Raw genomic sequence first — 17,482 nt, forward strand, 5'->3', positions numbered from 1 at the left:
CGAGGACTATTTCATCAACGGCAAAGACCTTGGTGATGAGAGTTACATGGCCGGAATTGCACAACGCCATGATCTGCCTTATCCGCCGGGTGCGACGATCACCCACCAGCTCGAGAATGATCTCAAAGACGCCGGACGAATTGGAATTAACGGTGTCCCGTATTTCATATTCGAAAGTGACTGGGCAATATCAGGAGCGCATCCGCCGGAAAGTTTCCTTCCCCTTTTTGATGCCGTTGTCAATCACCGGCTGGTTCAGGCGGAATGACAAGATCGCGTATTTCCTCAAGAGTCTGCTGCACCGCCCTCGCACGGTTTGAGATAGGCAGTGTCTGCCTGAAAGTAAGGCGATGATCTCCTGTCAGTTGCACCTGTCCGGACTTACCGGCGATATACCCTATTAGCGCTTCAGGATTATCGAAGCGGTTATCCCTGAACTCAAGACTGAGCCCCTTTGGTCCGGCATCAATTTTGGCGACATTGGTCTGACGGCAGAGAATCTTTATCTGAATGGTGTCGATCAGGTTGCGGACTTCTTCGGGATAAGGACCGAATCGATCTACCATTTCGGCCAGCAGACTCTCTACTTCCTCCATGGTATCAGTTGCAGCGATACGCCTGTAAAGAGACAACCTTACGGTCAGATCATTGACATAACCGTCAGGGATCAGCACCGTCGTCCCCAGATTGATCACAGGCGAGAAGGATGTTTCGGTCTCGGCGGCGGCGTCTGCACCAAGGCGGGCTACATTGACGGCCTCTCTCAGCATTTCCTGATAGAGTTCGACACCGACCTCACGAACATGTCCCGATTGCTCATCACCAAGCAGATTGCCGGCACCGCGAATATCGAGGTCATAGGAGGCCAGCGTGAATCCCGCACCAAGAGAATCAAGCGTCTGCATCACTTCAAGCCGCCGCTTTGACTGCTCAGTCAGAATCCGTGACGCATCGGTTGTCAGATAAGCATAGGCGCGCTGGCGGCTGCGCCCAACGCGTCCCCTTAACTGGTAGAGTTGCGAGAGACCAAACATGTCTGCCCGATGGATGATCATCGTATTGGCCGATGATATATCGATACCGCTTTCTATTATATTGGTGGAGAGCAGAACATCGGCATTGCCGTCGGCAAACCGGGTCATCGCCTGATCGAGATCATCCGATGGCATCCGGCCATGGGCAGTGATGATACGGGCTTCCGGTACCATCGCCTGGAGTCTGTCATATACGCGCGGCAGATGATCAATTCGGGGGCAAACACAAAATACCTGCCCGCCGCGAAATCTCTCCCGCCGAACAGCTTCTGCCAGCACGACAGTATCCCAGGGACCAACGAATGTTCGCACAGCCAGACGATCCACAGGTGGTGTTGCGATGATCGACATCTCACGCACACCGGAAAGCGCCATCTGCAGGGTTCTGGGGATCGGCGTTGCACTCAGGGTCAATACATGAACATCTCCGCGCAGGGCTTTAAGTCTTTCTTTCTGACTGACGCCAAAATTTTGCTCTTCATCAACAATGGCCAGTCCGAGATTGTCATACTCGACCTTCTTTGAGAGCAGGGCATGAGTGCCGATGGCAATCTGGCATTCACCACTGGCAATTTCCTCACGCAGCCGGCTTGCCGCCGCTGCTCCTGTCATCCGGGACAGCATGCCTATTTTGACAGGAAGACCGCGGAAGCGCTCTTCGAATGTAATCCTGTGCTGGCGGGCCAGTAGGGTTGTCGGGGTGACGACCGCAATTTGGAACCCTGCCATGGCAACGGCATAAGCCGCCCGCATGGCGACTTCCGTCTTGCCAAATCCAACATCGCCGCAAATCAGCCTGTCCATCACCTGCCCCGATGCCAGATCACGCATGACATCATCGATAGCTTCGGTCTGATCATCGGTTTCGGCAAAAACAAAACGCTGGCAAAATTCGGTGTATCCCCCCGGGTCCGGCATGATGGGCTCGGTCTTTGCCGTTTGCCGCATCGCGGCGACTTTGATCAGTTGCTCTGCTATCTCGCGTATCCGCCCCTTGATCCGGGCCTTGCGCGCCTGCCATGACGCACTGCCCAGTCTGTCCATCTGGGCATCGCCCCCCTCCTTGCCATAACGTGAGAGGAGATCAATATTTTCAACGGGCAGGAAGAGTTTATCGCCTCCGGCATAGATGATCAGCAAGCAATCATGCTGGGCATCTGTCGTCTCGATGCGCTCCAGCCCCTCGTAGCGGCCAATTCCGTGATCGACATGAACCACGAGGTCGCCTTTCTGAAGGGATGACACCTCGCGCAGGAAATTTTCGCCGCGCCTTCTCCTCCGGGAGGGACGGGTAATGCGATTGCCATAGATGTCTTTCTCCGTGATTACCGTCAAACCCGGCAGGGTAAAGCCGTCTTCAATCGGCCATGTCGCGGAATAAACCTGTCCTGCTGCCAGCCCTTCGATACGCGTTACGGGATTGATGGTTAGCTGTTGCGGCAGATGTTCACCAATAAGTTCATCAATGCGGCTCCGCGCACCTTCGCTGCTCGCAGCAAGCAGCACAGCTGCTGATTTGATCAGTTGAGGAATTTCCTTGCCAACACTCCTGCTTGGCGATGATGCACCCTCGCCCTCTAGTCGGGCTTCCGTTGCCGCGGCATGATAAATCGCACCGCGTCGCCCTCCGGCATCATGGCCGGACGCGGGTGTACCGTCCTGCCGGCCAAAGGAAGATACCTGATGGGTCAGCAGTTTATCTCTGAGCCCCGTGTGGCCGGTGTCATCAAGGTAAAGCGCATCAGGGGGCAGCGGACGCCATATACTGTCGCCTTCCTGGTCAGTTGCGAGTTGCATTGCCTCAATTCTGGCTGTGTGAAAGTCATTAATCTGATCAAATCGGTGGCGCGTGGCGGCTTCCATCTCGTCAGCCATCAGCACAGGTGTTGCCGGGCCGGTGTAATCGGAAAGATGCTCAAGGCTGTCATGGTAAAGGGGCAGCATATGTTCCATCCCCGGATGATGGCGGCCTTCTGAAATGGAAAGATACAACGGGTCACGGGAAGCTTCGGCACCAAAGCACTCAAGATAGCGGCCCCGAAAGGCGCTGATTGTCTCTTCATCCAGAATGAATTCGCTGACAGGATGCAGTGCAAGCACGTCGGCGCCGGCCGTGCTGCGCTGGGTTTCGGGGTCAAAATGCCTGATCGTTTCAATTTCCGTATCAAAAAAATCAACCCGCACCGGCTCGCCCGCCCCCGGCGGGAAGACATCAACGATGCCGCCCCGGATGGCAAATTCACCGGTTTCGCGGACGGTATCAGCCCGGTGATAGGCATTGGCCGTAAAAAACCGCATCAGATCGGCGGCACTGATCGTATCCCCCGGCTTAAGGTTGAGCGATGCCCCTCTGAACATCGCCCGCGGCGGGGTTTTCTGCAGCCAGGCATTGACCGTCGTCAGAATAATCCGGGGCTTATCAGGCCTTGCCGCCAGCTCGGCGAGGCAATGAAGCCGTTTTCCCGTCAGCACCCCGCCAGGAGAGATACGATCATAAGGCAGGCAATCCCAGGCCGGAAATTCAAGCACGGCTTCAGGGTCGACACTCAATAGTGAAACTGATGCCGCCATCCGGGAGAGACCGGCATCGTCAAGGGCCACATGGACGGCCCGGCCTCCGTTCTCTTCTACCAGATGGGCAAGGGCCATCGCATCGACACCCTCCGGTGCCCCCCAGAGCATGCCCGGGGACGAGGTGGCCCAGTCCTTAAGTAAGGGCATGGTCATGGCTTGCGCCTCTCACACCAGATCCGGAGTTTATCAAATGCCGGATTATTAAACCCCTCGGGCAAAGCGGCGCTGCTATTGAGCCAGGCCCAGATAGACGGATCCCCGTATTCAAGCAGCTCTTCATAGGCGTCGAGTTCAATATCATTCATGGAATCAAGACATTCCCGGGCAAACGGGCCCAGCAGATGATCGGTTTCACGCATGCCTGTATATGTTGAGCGGTAGACGAGGCGGCGGATACGATGAGAGCGTGTTTGTGATGTCATGATGCAAAATCTTTGAGTGCAAAATCTTTGAGTGATGCCATATGGGCAATATTGATCTAACATGGTCTCTGGGAATAGCAAAATGAGGAATTATATAGGTGACCACTTCCGGTTTTAAGCATTTCAAGAGACCCGAGCCCCTGTTCAGGCTTTTTGCCCCGCTGACAGCACTCCCCGGTGTCGGGGACAAGCTCGCCTCAGTGATCAGTAAGCGTGTCGGCAGCCATGTGATCGATTTGCTGCGGCACCTGCCTTGCGGGGTCATTGACCGGAGCAAGCGGCCTGCCATTTCACAAATCGAGCACGGCAGCATTGTCACGCTTGAAGTCGAAATCACCGGCCATGACAAACCGCCGCGCAGAAGCCGCCGCCCCTGGCGCGTTGCGGCGCAAAACAAGACCGGCCGTGTTGATCTGGTGTTCTTCCATGCCCGCGGGGATTATGTAGAGAAACTCCTGCCCCTCGGTGCGAGGCGGATTGTCAGTGGTCGGGCGGAGATGTTTAAGGATAAAGTGCAGATCGCTCATCCCGATCATGTCATCGCCCCGGACAAGGAAGACGATATGCCCCGGTATGAGCCTGTCTACCCTCTGACGGCGGGGCTGACGGCAAAGACAATGGCCAAGGCCATGAAGGCGGCCCTTGAGGGCATCCCTGAACTTGATGAATGGATCAACCCCGACATCGTGAATCGTTTTGGCTGGCCGGAATGGGCAAAAGCGGCACGATCCGTTCATTCCCCCCACAGCGATGCCGACCTTATGCCGAACAGCCCTGAACGGGCCCGGCTTGCCTATGATGAGTTGCTGGCCAATCAACTCGCCCTTGCTCTTGTGCGGATAGGTTCCGGCGTTGATGAGGGGCGCGCCTTCCCCGATCAGGCAACCGACGGTCTTGCGGCAGAGCTGACCCGTAACCTTCCCTTTGAGCTCACCCCGGCACAGCTGAGGGTGATCGATGAGATCAGGGCTGATCAGATTGCGCCAAGGCGCATGCTGCGTCTGCTTCAGGGAGATGTCGGCTCCGGCAAGACAGTTGTCGCGCTGCTGGCCATGCTGCATGTCGTCTCCGGCGGTGCTCAGGCCGCACTGCTTGTTCCCACGGAAATTCTGGCCCGCCAGCATCATGCGACCCTGACCGGCTTTCTTGCCCCGCTCGGGATCACTCCGGGACTTTTGCACAGCAAGATGAAGGCGGGGAAAAAACGCGACGTGCTTGCTGCACTCGCTGACGGCACCATGCCCATTGTCGTCGGCACCCATGCCCTGCTTTCGGATAATGTCAGCTTCAACGATCTCGGTCTTGCGGTTGTCGATGAGCAGCATCGCTTTGGTGTGCGCCAGAGGCTGGTTCTCGGCGACAAGGCCAAGGGTGTTGATGTGCTTGTGATGACCGCAACACCCATACCCCGCACCTTGGCCATGACAGCTTACGGCGATCTTGTCGCATCGCAAATTGATGAAAAGCCGCCGGGCCGGAAACCTGTCATCACTACAGCGGTGCCGCTTGATCGCAGCGATGATGTCATAGAAAGACTGCGTGGGGCGATCAAGGCGGGTAAACAGGCCTACTGGATTTGTCCTCTTATCGACGAAAGTGACAGCCTTGATATCGCCGCTGCCGAGGGACGTCACACCGAATTGCGCACCGCACTGCCGGAAGCCGCAACGGGGCTTGTTCACGGGAAAATGAATGCTGAAAGTCGTGATACCGCCATGGAGTCGTTCCGCAGCGGCGAGAGCCGGCTGCTGGTTGCTACAACGGTTATCGAGGTTGGTGTTGATGTGCCCAATGCCTCGATCATGATCATTGAACATGCCGAGCGGTTCGGGCTGGCGCAGATGCACCAGCTCAGGGGGCGTGTCGGCCGCGGGGACGATCAGTCAAGCTGCCTTCTGCTTTATAAGGCACCGGTTTCGGAAACGGCCCGTGCCCGTCTTTCCATCATGCGCGAAAGCGACGATGGTTTCCGTATCGCCGAGGAAGATTTGCGCCTGCGCGGTCCCGGCGAGGTTCTTGGCCAGCGGCAATCGGGCGATCCGGATTTTATTCTCGCAGATCTTGCGCATCACGGTGACCTTCTGGCCCTCGCCCATGACGAAGCCGAAGGGATTCTCTCTCGCAATCCCATGCTCAGCGGCGATGAAGGGACGCGGCTTAAATTACTGCTGTCGTTGTTTGAGCGTGATATGGCCGTGACCTACCTGGCGGGCGGTTAACGCTTTCCGACGGTATTTTTGGGGTATTTTTTGGCGGTATTTTTTTGGGTATTTATAGGAAGACCCTTTTACCCTTTTTTCGGCTTCTTTTTCCCGGCCTTTGCCTTCGATGGATTGAGGGCCTTGGCTTTGCGGTCAACACGCGGGTCGTCAGGTGTCACGATACCGCCGGAAACCACCATCTTCACCGCTTCTTCGACCTTCATATCAAGGGTAATCAGCTCATCACGGGGAAAGAAGAGCAGAAAACCCGAAGTCGGGTTGGGCGTTGTCGGCACAAAGACATTGACGAGTTCTTCTGACGACATGTTCTGCACTTCACCACGTGTTTTTCCTGTCACGAAACCGATCGCCCAAATGCCGCGGCGCGGATATTCAATCAGCACGGCTTCACGGAAAGCATCGGATTGACTGGCCATCACCGTTTCCATGATCTGCTTGGTGGCCCCGTAAACGGAGCGAACAACCGGCAGCCTGTTAACCATGTTTTCACCGAGACGGACAAGCCAGCGACCAACGAATCCCCTTGCAATCGCCCCGGTCAGGATGATCAGCAGCGCTCCGATGATGATCCCGAAGCCGGGCAGCCGGAACGGCACATAATTTTGCGGATTAAGATTATCCGGCAGGAGGCTGGCAACATAGCCATCGATCACACCGACAATGAGCCAGGTCAGATATGCTGTGAGGAAAATCGGTATTGAAACGATCAGGCCGGTTAAAAACCAGCCTCGCAATGTGCCGAAAAATGTCATTAACTTAACCTCATGGGGTTACCCTTACGGGCGAATAAACATACTATACGTGAAATGTCCCGCATATCAACCAGATTACAGGATAAGGCAGACATGAGCAAAAACCCTGATAAGGCAGAAAAAAGCCTGCGTGCCCTCATGGATGTCATGGCGGCATTGCGCCATCCGGAAGAAGGCTGCGCATGGGATCTGAAACAAGATCACGCCAGTATCGCCCCTTATACAATAGAAGAGGCCTATGAAGTGGCCGAAGCGATTGAAGGCGGCACGGCGGAGGATATTCGCGATGAGCTGGGTGATCTGCTCCTTCAGGTCGTCTTCCAGGCCCGGATTGCCGAAGAGGCCGGTACTTTTGACTTTGCCGCCATAGCCGACAGCATCACCGCAAAAATGATAAGGCGACATCCCCATATTTTTGGTGAGGCGAGCTACAGAAACGAGGCGGAACAGCGTGAAGCATGGGAGGAGATCAAGGCGGCGGAAAGAAAAGACAAAAATGAGGGCGGATTACTTGATGGCATTGCTTCAGCTCTGCCACCAATGACCCGTGCCGTGAAACTTCAAAAGCGGGCGGCGCGTGTCGGTTTCGACTGGGATGATCCTGAACCTGTACTTGCCAAAGTAGGCGAAGAGCTTAATGAAGTGGCATCGGAGCTGGCGGCAAGCCCGAGAAGTGATGACAGACTTGCAGATGAAATCGGTGATCTGCTCTTTGCGGTAATCAATCTGGCCCGCAAGAGCGGGGTCGACCCGGATGCGGCCCTGAGGCGGACAAACGGTAAATTCACCCGTCGGTTCAACGGTGTTGTTTCCCGTGCCCGGTCGGAAGGGATTAGTATGGAAGATGCCGAACTGGACCAAATGGAGGCATGGTGGACGGAAATCAAACAGGCTGAAAAATCACGCTAGCCGTCTTCTTCGGTCTCATCCCCGATATTAAAATTGATAGGATCTGACGGCATGATGGTTGAAATCGCATGCTTATAGACGAGTTGGACATGCTGTTCCCGCTTTAACAAAAGACAAAAGTTATCAAACCAGGTGATTATCCCCTGCAGTTTGACCCCATTGACGAGAAAAACCGTGACGGAAGCATGGTCTTTGCGAACGGAATTGAGGAAAGTTTCCTGAAGATTCTTGCTTTTATCCGAAACCATGGTGTCCCCCCCTATATTGTTATTATTATCGCACACAGTATGACTGCTGGAATTGGAAAGGCAAATCTAAAAAAAATAGGATTATATACAATCCTACCTAAATCCTTCAATAATCAAACATCTAAGCTGTTGTAAACAAACATGTTGCAAACAAACAACTTGAATTATCCCCACAATCTATTATCTTAATAGGTAGATGAGTAATGGCACTTGAATTAGACTGATGAAAAGGTACCATATCAAATGGAAAAACGTTACACTGCTATAGCGGTTGCTAACTATTTTCTGTCGAAATACGGGCACACTGGCATCCAGCCGCTAAAACTTCAAAAACTGGTATATATTGCACACGGGTGGCATCTTGCCTTACGTGGAAAGAAACAACCATTGGTTTTTGATGAGAATGCTGAAGCATGGCAATATGGACCCGTGTTTCCATCGGTTTATCATGAATTCAAAGATCGAGGAAAACAGCCCATAACTGACCTTGGTACAGAATTCGTAGCTAAAGAAACCGGAAATATTGGAAGTATTGTTTCGGTGACACCCGAGATAAAGCAAAAGGATGAGAATACCACTAATTTACTCGACAGAGTTTGGGAAGTCTACGGCAGGTGGTCAGGTATACAACTATCAACTCTTTGTCATCAACCTGGAACACCGTGGGACATAACACGGAAGAAATCCAACGGAAGACGAAATGCTCATATTGAAAATGAGATTATATATAAACATTACAAGAAAAAATTAGAGCAGAACGTTTCCAAAAATGCAAAATGATAATGATTCAAATGAGCCTGGCTTGGAAGATATCAATGATGATCCGTTGGCGTGTTTCGTGTATTACGAATAGATGCGGATAATATTAGCAAGGCCGCACGATTTGTCGGCACGAGTAGTATGGGAGGATAAAGCACTGCCGCCATTGTGATTTTTCAAGCTACAATTATTTGCATCCTCACAACTTCATCTTTGGATAAAATGATTAAGACTATCTAACAGCCGATAAAGAATTATAACCACATCCAAAAAATGGCAATCCAGAACGTGTTGTGATGGCAATTTTACAGAATCCCCCAAAAGGTAAAGAGGGTGATTCAGTGCCGGGTCGGGCTCATATTATTCTGCTGCAGCGCTCGCGATGCGATCCAAATAGGCCTTGCGGAGTGCTATCGCAACGGGACCGGCCTTGCCGTCATTGACCTTAGCGTCATCAATCGTTGAAACCGGCGTGACAAGCGCCGATGCGCTTGATATGAAAGCTTCTGCCGCAGCTTTGGCTTCATCCGGGGTGAAGGGGCGTTCTACAATTTTCAGGTTGCGCTGGGTGGCTATTGCCAGCACGGCCTTCCGGGTGATGCCGTTGAGAATGTCATAATCAGCCGGACGGGTGATCAGCTCACCGTCATGGGTGACGATCCAGGCATTGGACGATGACCCTTCGGTAACAAACCCTTCCTTGTCAACCATCCAGGCTTCGTAAGCGCCGGCGTCAACGGCTTTCGTTTTGGCCATACAGTTTGGAAGAAGCTGTATTGTCTTAATGTCGCGACGCTGCCAGCGCTGGTCTTCCACCGTGATCACATCGACAGTGCGTCCTGTGTCTGCTGCTGCGATGCTGATGGGCTTTGCCGTCATGACCAGTTGCGGGGTCAATGCCGCAGCGAAGGCATGATCACGCCGCATCACCCCGCGGGTCACCTGAAAATAGATCAGCCCGTCACGGATCATGTTCATACGGATGATACTGCGGATAACAATGCGTAATGCATCCCGGCTGATGGGCATCGGGATACCGAGCTCACCCAGGGAAAACTCCAGCCTGTCAAGATGCCATTCCTGATCGGCCAGCACGCCGCCGATCACGGTCACCACCTCATATACACCATCACCGAACTGATAGCCCCTGTCATCGATACTGACTTTAGCATCCTTGTGGGGGACATAACGGCCATTGACATAAGCGATACGTGACATGAGGTAACCTTAAGTAGAGTTGCGTTCACCCGGAATTTCAGAAGAAATCCGGCCTGACAGAAAGAATTTTTTCCACTTCGCCAATCGCGCCGCGTTCTGCAAAGAGAATGACCCGGTCATTGGATTCGACAATCGTATTACCGCGAGGAGCGATCACCTCGTCCTCGCGGACAATCGCCCCGACGGAAACATTCTTGGGCAATTTAGCTGAGCGCAGGGCTTTGCCCACCATGGGTGACGATGGCATAGCCTCAACTTCCATGACCTCGCCCCGGTCTTCGATAATTGTATGAATATCACGTATACGTCCGCGCCGAACATGCTTGAGGATAGATGACACCGTGATAGCGGACGGATTAATAACACTGTCCACCCCAAGAGTTGAAATCAGGGGAACGAAGCTGGAAATATTGATCAGCGATATTGTATGCGCCGCACCAAACCGGCGCGCCAGGAGGGCTGACAGCGCGTTCACCTCATCATCATTGGTCAGTGCAACAAACGTATCAGCATCCCTTACCCCCCCTTCCTGCAGCATTTCAGGATCAAGGGCGTCGCCATTGATGATTGTTGCCCCGGATATGGCGTGAGCAACAGCTTCAGCCTGATTCTTGTCAGATTCAATAATCGCGCATCGTGAATTCTCAATTTTTGTCAGAACATCTGACGCCAGCATGCCGCCAATAGTGCCGGCGCCGGCGATCAGCACTTTGCGTGATGCCGGCTCCTCATGCCCGAATGATGCCATGGCACGGCCCATATGCTTTTCGTCACAGACAAAATAGACCTGATCCCCTTCCTGCATCTTGACACTGCCATCACGAGTAACAAGAACTTCATTGCCGCGCAAAATCGCAACAACGGTCACGGAAAGATCTTCAAACAGGTCGGTCAGGTAACGCAACGGGGAATCGATAATCGGGCAAGATGCATGACAACGGACACCGACAATCCTGACCTTATCATCACACATATTGGCCACATCGAAGGCCCCGGGAACAAGCAGCCTTCTGCTCACCGCTTCTGAGACTTCGGCTTCGGGTGAGATGATATGATCGATCGGCAGGTCTTCCGATGCATAGAGATCACCGAACTGGGGATCAAGGTAGGAGCGGCTGCGGATCCGGGCAATCTTCAGCGGCGTGTTGAAGATCGAATGCGCCACCTGGCAGGACACCATATTGACCTCATCGGATTCGGTCACCGCAATGATCATATCGGCATCCTTCGCCCCGGCCTCTTGAAGAATATCGGGATGAGAGGAAACGCCGATAACACCGCGGAGGTTATGTGCCTCGGCTGTACGCTGCACACGTTCCGCATTGGAATCAATGGCAGTAATTTGGTTGTCACGGGCGAGATGACCGGCAATCGAAGTGCCAACCTGGCCGGTTCCGCAAATTATGATGTTCATTGGTGTTCCTTCCGCTGATCAGACGCCATTGGCTAATCACTGAGTTCAGGATTGATGTTAAGACTTTTCAACTTGCGGTGCAAAGCCGACCGCTCCATGCCGATAAAGGATGCTGTTTTGGATATATTGCCATCAAAACGTGTCAGTTGCGAGATCAAATACTGGGTCTCGAAATGCTCCCGGGCAGCCTTAAGCGGCAGGCCGACCATGTTGTCAATGCCGCCGGCCGCAGTAGGTGAATTCCCGGTGATGACCGGTGGCAACTCCTCGGCTGTGATGAGCTCACTTTCATAGTGGTCCACCATGATCGACAGCCAGTCGATGACATTACGCAGCTCGGTTATATTACCCGGCCAGCCATAGAGCTGCATTTGCACTAAGGCTTCATCGGAAAATTTCAGCGACTTGCTCTGATTGGCATTTGCAAGATCAAGGAAATATTCCGAGAGAATTGGAATATCCTCTTTCCTCTCGGCCAGGGAAGGTACAGCGATCGGTACAACGCTCAGCCGGTAGAAGAGGTCTTCGCGCATATTGCCCTGATTGATTTCCTCCATCAGATCCAGTTTCGATGCGCTGATCACCCGGACATCCACAGTCACTTCACTTGCACCGCCAATACGGCGGAACCGCTGATCCTGAACGGCACGAACAAGCTTGCCCTGGGTTTCCAACGGCAAATCGCCGATTTCGTCAAAATACAATGTGCCGCCATGCGCCTGTTCAAACAGCCCGACAATCCGCTGGCGTCCGTCATGCCCTTCGGTGCCAAAAAGTTCGGCCGTCACCATGTCAGGTGAGAGCATGGCACAATTGGCCAGAACAAAACGGCCGCCCCGGCGCGGTGAAAGATCGTGCAGACGGCGTGCCATCAACTCTTTGCCGCTGCCCGAAGGGCCTGTGATCATCACCCGGCTGTTTGACTGGGACACCTTCTCAAGGGACTGCTGGAGCAATTTAAACGGCGGCGATATACCGATCATTTCGACTTTGCCGGCGGACTCCTTCCTCAGATCCCGGTTTTCCAGAGTCAGTGACGCCGCTTCAAGCGCCCTTTGTACAAGTATGAGTAAGCGCTCTGATTTAAAAGGTTTTTCAACAAAATCATAAGCGCCGTCCTTCATGGCCTGCACGGCTGTTTCGATATTGCCATGACCGGAAATCATGATTGCAGGCACATCGGGATAGAGTTTTCTGATCCATTTCTGCAATTCGAGACCATCCATGTCAGAATCGCTCATCCAGATATCAAGGATCACCAATGAAGGCAGAAACTGCTGCACCGCTTCGCGCGCTTCCTGTGCATTGGCGGCATGACGGCACTTGTAGCCTTCATCTTCGAGCAATTCGACAATAATAGCCCGGATATCGGATTCATCATCGACAATGAGAATTTCAGGTTTCATGAACTGGGATTCCCATGTGGAAGAAGAGTAAGGGTAATCATCGCCCCTTTATAGCCTCTGATATTGGATGCGCCGAGAGTGAGCCTGCCGTGATGGTCTTCCGTGATTTTTTTGACAATGGCAAGGCCAAGCCCCGTGCCCTTCTTGCGGAAAGTAACATAAGGTGTCGTCAGATCAACCCCGGCCTTGTCAGGGAGGCCGGGACCGTTATCAATAACATCAAGAATGATGGCATCGCCGTCTACTTTGATGCGGATCATGATTTTCAGCGCTTTGACTTTGGCCTCGCGCATGGCATCAATTGCATTCTGGATGAGGTTGGTGATGACCTGACGGATCATGCCATCGTCACATGTTATGATGACCTTCTCATTGCCACCCGTTTCCAGCTTAAATTTCACATCCTTCTCAGCAGCCTCAAACAGTTTGACCTGCCCGCCTGCCATGGCAACCAGATCATGCTCCCCCATCACCGGATCCGGCATCCGGGCAAAGGCAGAAAATTCGTTAACGAGGCGGCCTATGTCATCAACCTGTCGGATGATCGTATCAATGTATGTTGAGAAGTTCTTTTTATTCTTTGCGTCACTCGGCATGTATTTTGCGCCCAGCCGTTCTGCGGCCAGCTGGATCGGTGTCAGGGGGTTCTTGATTTCATGGGCGATGCGGCGGGCGACATCAGCCCAGGCGGCCTTACGCTGGGCATCAAGCAGATCAGAGACATTTTCAAAAGTGACCACATAACCGACAATGCGGCGCGCCTCGGTTTCGGTCGTGATCCTTGCCAGCAAGGTCTGCGTCGTATCACCGCGTCTGATTTCAATATTCCGCTCCCTCATCCGTCGCCCGCGCCCGCTGGAATCGTTCAGTAGCGGTGCGAATTCAGGCACAAGCTCATCGAGCCTGCTCCCAATGGCATTCATTTTGCTCACTGACAGCATATCGAGCGCTGCAGCATTGGGCAGCGTGATGACCCAGTTTTCGTCTATGCCGATCACCCCCGAAGACACACCGCCCAGAACCGCTTCTGTAAATTCACGCCTGTTATCCAATTGACGGTTTGCCTGAACAAGTTCTTCCCTATTCTTGTTAATCTTATCAAGCATCTCATTGAAGGATCTGCCCAACTGAGCAACTTCATCATTCTTACGGCCGCTTACCACCCGCGAAGACAAATCACCCTGACGCACATCCTCTGCAGCCCGGATAACAGAAATAAGCGGCAGGACAATTGCATTGGCAAAGTTAAGCCCGAGCCAAACCGCACTCAGGAGCAAAAGCAATGCAACCATTCCAAACAGAATGGCAAAACTGACCTTGAGGTCGAGCTGCCTTATATCAAGCGACTGGTATTCACTCACCGCAGTTCTTGTCCGGTCAACGGCACCGGAGACATTGGGGTCAATGAAGCGCCCTACCAGAAGATAGGCATCAACAAACTGGTTCAGCCTGACCCCTGCCCGAATACGGTTGGTGATATCGGTTCTGGTTATCGCCACATCACCGGCGCGGGCTCTTTCATAAAACTCCTCTTCAAGACTGGAAAAGGTGAGCGCATAGGCAAAACGTGAATTGGCAAGCACCCGGCCGGTGGAATCAAACACAACCGCCTCGGAAAGGTTACGCAATCTGGCCTGACTGGTCAGAAATCTGTCAAATTGATCAGAGTTGCCTGAAAGTCTGCTGGCTTCGCGGTTGATATCATTCGCCATGGCCAGTATCTGACCGCGGACAGAAAGAACATGTTCTTCGAGATAGGCGTCGGCAACGGTGACGGATTCTTCAACAGCAGTGGAAATCCGGTCACTGAACCAGCCCCGAAGTGAAACGTCGAGAACAAAATAAGTGAACACCACAAGCACCAGTGACGGCAGCACGGTAATCAGTCCAAACAGTGTCACCAGCTGCCATCGCAGCTGATATCCGGCCATTCGCCTGCGTCTTTCGCTGATCAGCCTGAAAAGTTGCCTGCCGACAAAAACAAGCAGGATGGCAATCGAAACAAGATCAATTCCCACCAGCAGGACAAGAAGCTCACTTTCCTTACTGAGGAAGGTTTCACTTGAAAGCAGGACAAAGGTCAGCATCCCCAGCAGAAGTGCGATCAGCACCGATGCATAGGCCAACGTGCGCTCACTGACCCAGACTCTCAGTAAGGATATTCTGTCATCAAGCCCGCTATTCACGGGTTGTGGCGATGTCTTAGTTGCAGTTTTCATTGTCCAATGTCATAGCATAGCGGAATCAGCAGGCATGCACCAGTTACCGGCGCCGCTTCGGCGCAAGCCTGATATCAAGGGTGCGTATTTTCTTCCGCAGCGTGTTGCGGTTCAACCCGAGAAGTTCAGCCGCACGCAGCTGGTTGCCCTCTGTCGCTTTCAGCGTTTCCTCCAGTAATGGCTTTTCTACCTCTGTCATAATTCTCGCATAAACCCCGGCTGGCGGCAGAGCGTCCCTGTGTGCATTGAAATAGCGCTCAATATGACTCCGGGCATCGGCATTAAGACTCCCCTTGGGGGGGCGCCTCTGAGGGTAGCCGTCTTCGAGGACGGCACGCAGATCACCAGCTTTGATGACATCCCCATCCACCCGCAGTACAAGCTGCCAGATCAGGTTTTCAAGCTCTCGCACATTGCCGCGCCAGGGCTGGGTGGTGAGCAGGACCAGCGCGGCATCGTCAAGTTTTTTCACCGGCATCCCCGATTTTGCCGCCCGGTCAAAAAAATATGCACAGAGATCCGGTATATCATCCCGCCTCTCGCGCAGTGGGGGCAGATTGAGAGTCACTGCAGTCAGTTGATCGTATAGGTCGCCGCGGAAATGCCCCTGCTTGATCAATTTGGGCAAATCCTTGCGGGTGGCCGCGATGATCCGTGCATTCGCATGGACCGGGTTCCGGTCCCTGTCGCCGGCACGAGTTCCGCCACTCTCAAGGGCGTGCAGCAACCGCATCTGTGTTTGCGGCGGCATGTCCCCGATTTCATCAATAAACAATGTGCCGCCATGCGTCTGGCCAAAACAGCCTTCCTGGGTTCTTACATCCCTGCCGGCCCCTTTGTCATATCCGAAGAGTGTTACTTCAATCCGCTCACGGGGGATTGCCGCCATGTTGATTGCAACGAACGGTTTGTCCTGCCTGTCGCCCCGCTCATGCAGGGCACGGGCAACAATTTCCTTGCCGGTACCGCTTTCACCGGTGATCATCACCGATACATCCTTGCTGGCCAAATCTTCGATTGACTTGCGGGTATCCTGCATCGCCGGCGAGCTGCCGATCAGTGATGAGTGATCAGGCCCGGCTATTATCGGAGTCGAATGTTCGGCTTCGCTGGCTTGGTCACGTGTCAATTTAAATGTCCCTTCGGCTTTCGCATCCAACTCATCCGGCAACTCATCCGGCGGGGCTCCCATTTTGCTAAAGGTGCGGGCTTCATGCCGCGATCTTCCCGCATGCGGCGGCGCGCGTTTCAAAGAAGCTGTCGATGGCGGCAAAAACGGAGGCGGCATCGGTTTCATTGTTGGCGATCTGGCGCATGAGCGCAGAACCTTCCAGCCCCCGTGTATAGGCAGCGATATGCTTGCGTGCCAGCCGCAATCCTGCTGTTCCGTAATGGGTGAGCATCAGGTCAAGATGCTGTTTCATGATCGCATGGCGCTCGGAAATATCAGGTTCCGGTAAAGCCGGCCTGCCTGTAAGATACCGGCCGGTATCACGAATAAGCCAGGGCCGCCCCAGAGCCGCACGGCCTATCATAACGCCGTCTGCCCCGGATTGCCGCAGGGCTTCGTCGATGTCATCACGTGTATCAATATCACCATTGACGATAAGCGAGATGCTAACGGCCTCGCGCACGCGGCGCACCGCTTGCCAGTCTGCTTCACCCTTATAGAACTGGCAGCGTGTGCGGCCATGCACGGTCACCATGGCAAACCCTTCCTGCTCAGCCATATGCGCCAGATGAGGGGCGTTGAGATTATGCTCATCCCAGCCAAGCCGCATCTTGACGCTAACGGGAATATCCACCGCAGCCCGCACAGCTGAAAATATTCTTGCCACGAGGGCCTCATCCTGCATCAGCGCAGATCCTGACAGCTTCCCCGTAACCTTGCGCGCCGGGCAGCCCATATTGATATCAATGATCGCAGCACCCAGACCGGCACCGATCTTTGCCGCCTCGGCCATCACAGCCGGATCCCAGCCGGCCAGTTGCAGTGAGAAGGGAAATTCAGCGGCGGCATCACCGGACAGCTTTCGCATTTCCTTGCGGACACCGTTCAGGATCGCTGCGCTGGCCACCATCTCGGAAACCACAAGTCCGCCGACGAGCATCCGCACGATGCGCCGGAACTGCCAGTCCGTCACCCCCGACATGGGTGCGAGGATCGCCGGATGGTCAAGCGCAAGGCCGCCGATGGAAAGAGGTTCCGCCATGGTCGTTCGTGTTCTCCCAATGCCGTGCCTATTATTTAGGCATTTCATCGTGCCTAAAATAGAGCCAACACCCGGCCGGGGCAAGGCTTCTC

The 17,482-nt window shown here is 53.7% G+C and carries 13 protein-coding genes and 2 pseudogenes; 4 read left to right on the forward strand and 11 right to left on the reverse strand.

Going from position 1 to position 17,482, the window contains the following annotated elements:
- A partial coding sequence (locus tag V6Z81_08300; GenBank protein MEG9862465.1) for a hypothetical protein occupies positions 1–268 on the forward strand: 268 nt, incomplete at its 5' end.
- Here V6Z81_08300 and mfd read toward each other — a convergent pair.
- Positions 240–3,761, reverse strand: a complete 3,522-nt coding sequence (gene mfd, locus V6Z81_08305) for a transcription-repair coupling factor (protein MEG9862466.1) — start codon at positions 3,759–3,761, stop codon at positions 240–242. The genes V6Z81_08300 and mfd overlap by 29 nt on opposite strands.
- Positions 3,758–4,030 carry a succinate dehydrogenase assembly factor 2 gene (locus tag V6Z81_08310; protein ID MEG9862467.1) on the reverse strand — a complete coding sequence of 91 codons (273 nt, stop codon included), beginning with the start codon at positions 4,028–4,030 and terminating at the stop codon, positions 3,758–3,760. Before V6Z81_08310 ends, mfd begins: the two co-directional genes overlap by 4 nt.
- Positions 4,031–4,128: 98 nt before the next feature.
- Between V6Z81_08310 and recG the strand changes: the two genes are divergently transcribed.
- On the forward strand, positions 4,129–6,249 hold the full coding sequence (gene recG, locus V6Z81_08315) for an ATP-dependent DNA helicase RecG (GenBank protein MEG9862468.1): 2,121 nt from the start codon (positions 4,129–4,131) through the stop codon (positions 6,247–6,249).
- 68 nt (positions 6,250–6,317) lie between these two features.
- Here recG and V6Z81_08320 read toward each other — a convergent pair whose 3' ends face one another.
- Positions 6,318–7,004 carry a DUF502 domain-containing protein gene (locus tag V6Z81_08320; GenBank protein MEG9862469.1) on the reverse strand — a complete coding sequence of 229 codons (687 nt, stop codon included), beginning with the start codon at positions 7,002–7,004 and terminating at the stop codon, positions 6,318–6,320.
- 93 nt (positions 7,005–7,097) lie between these two features.
- Here V6Z81_08320 and mazG point away from each other — a divergent pair, with 93 nt between their 5' ends.
- Complete coding sequence (mazG, locus tag V6Z81_08325; protein ID MEG9862470.1) at positions 7,098–7,913, forward strand: nucleoside triphosphate pyrophosphohydrolase; 816 nt, start codon at positions 7,098–7,100, stop codon at positions 7,911–7,913.
- Here mazG and hfq read toward each other — a convergent pair.
- Positions 7,910–8,161, reverse strand: coding sequence for an RNA chaperone Hfq (gene hfq / locus V6Z81_08330; GenBank protein MEG9862471.1), 252 nt, complete (start codon positions 8,159–8,161; stop codon positions 7,910–7,912). The two genes, mazG and hfq, sit on opposite strands and share 4 nt — an antisense overlap.
- Before the next feature lie 243 nt (positions 8,162–8,404).
- On the opposite strand from hfq, the gene V6Z81_08335 reads away from it, so the two are divergent.
- Positions 8,405–8,941 (forward strand): type II toxin-antitoxin system antitoxin SocA domain-containing protein, encoded by a 537-nt coding sequence (locus tag V6Z81_08335; protein MEG9862472.1) that lies wholly within the window; start codon positions 8,405–8,407, stop codon positions 8,939–8,941.
- Positions 8,942–9,280: 339 nt separating this feature from the next.
- Here V6Z81_08335 and V6Z81_08340 read toward each other — a convergent pair whose 3' ends face one another.
- The 7 genes and pseudogenes from V6Z81_08340 to dusB all read right to left on the reverse strand — a co-directional run bounded on the left by V6Z81_08340 (position 9,281) and on the right by dusB (position 17,390).
- Positions 9,281–10,138, reverse strand: a complete 858-nt coding sequence (locus V6Z81_08340) for a D-amino-acid transaminase (GenBank protein MEG9862473.1) — start codon at positions 10,136–10,138, stop codon at positions 9,281–9,283.
- Between the two features lie 37 nt (positions 10,139–10,175).
- Entirely contained in the window at positions 10,176–11,552 is a 1,377-nt protein-coding gene (gene trkA, locus V6Z81_08345) for a Trk system potassium transporter TrkA (protein ID MEG9862474.1), read from the reverse strand.
- Positions 11,553–11,584: 32 nt separating this feature from the next.
- Complete coding sequence (locus V6Z81_08350) at positions 11,585–12,958, reverse strand: sigma-54 dependent transcriptional regulator (protein ID MEG9862475.1); 1,374 nt, start codon at positions 12,956–12,958, stop codon at positions 11,585–11,587.
- Entirely contained in the window at positions 12,955–15,177 is a 2,223-nt protein-coding gene (locus tag V6Z81_08355) for a PAS domain-containing sensor histidine kinase (protein MEG9862476.1), read from the reverse strand. Before V6Z81_08355 ends, V6Z81_08350 begins: the two co-directional genes overlap by 4 nt.
- A 43-nt stretch (positions 15,178–15,220) precedes the next feature.
- Positions 15,221–15,400: pseudogene (locus tag V6Z81_08360) on the reverse strand (helix-turn-helix domain-containing protein).
- A 333-nt stretch (positions 15,401–15,733) separates the two neighbouring features.
- Positions 15,734–16,474: pseudogene (locus tag V6Z81_08365) on the reverse strand (sigma-54 factor interaction domain-containing protein).
- The gene (dusB, locus tag V6Z81_08370) at positions 16,389–17,390 is read right to left on the reverse strand and encodes a tRNA dihydrouridine synthase DusB (protein ID MEG9862477.1); all 1,002 of its coding nucleotides are present in this window, start codon (positions 17,388–17,390) and stop codon (positions 16,389–16,391) included. The pseudogene V6Z81_08365 and the gene dusB overlap by 86 nt, the downstream one beginning before the upstream one ends.
- Positions 17,391–17,482 lie beyond the last annotated feature (92 nt).

Source organism: Parvularculales bacterium, from assembly GCA_036881865.1.
Classification (GTDB): domain Bacteria; phylum Pseudomonadota; class Alphaproteobacteria; order JAPOUT01; family JBAJNM01; genus JBAJNM01.

What these genes read in the sequence shown, in the direction of transcription:
- V6Z81_08350 (MEG9862475.1), bottom strand. Translation starts at nt 12,958, where the DNA reads ATGAAACCTGAAATTCTCATTGTCGATGATGAATCCGATATCCGGGCT.
- trkA (MEG9862474.1), bottom strand. Translation starts at nt 11,552, where the DNA reads ATGAACATCATAATTTGCGGAACCGGCCAGGTTGGCACTTCGATTGCC.
- mfd (MEG9862466.1), bottom strand. Translation starts at nt 3,761, where the DNA reads ATGACCATGCCCTTACTTAAGGACTGGGCCACCTCGTCCCCGGGCATG.
- mazG (MEG9862470.1), top strand. Translation starts at nt 7,098, where the DNA reads ATGAGCAAAAACCCTGATAAGGCAGAAAAAAGCCTGCGTGCCCTCATG.
- V6Z81_08320 (MEG9862469.1), bottom strand. Translation starts at nt 7,004, where the DNA reads ATGACATTTTTCGGCACATTGCGAGGCTGGTTTTTAACCGGCCTGATC.
- V6Z81_08340 (MEG9862473.1), bottom strand. Translation starts at nt 10,138, where the DNA reads ATGTCACGTATCGCTTATGTCAATGGCCGTTATGTCCCCCACAAGGAT.
- V6Z81_08310 (MEG9862467.1), bottom strand. Translation starts at nt 4,030, where the DNA reads ATGACATCACAAACACGCTCTCATCGTATCCGCCGCCTCGTCTACCGC.
- hfq (MEG9862471.1), bottom strand. Translation starts at nt 8,161, where the DNA reads ATGGTTTCGGATAAAAGCAAGAATCTTCAGGAAACTTTCCTCAATTCC.
- dusB (MEG9862477.1), bottom strand. Translation starts at nt 17,390, where the DNA reads ATGGCGGAACCTCTTTCCATCGGCGGCCTTGCGCTTGACCATCCGGCG.
- V6Z81_08355 (MEG9862476.1), bottom strand. Translation starts at nt 15,177, where the DNA reads ATGAAAACTGCAACTAAGACATCGCCACAACCCGTGAATAGCGGGCTT.
- V6Z81_08335 (MEG9862472.1), top strand. Translation starts at nt 8,405, where the DNA reads ATGGAAAAACGTTACACTGCTATAGCGGTTGCTAACTATTTTCTGTCG.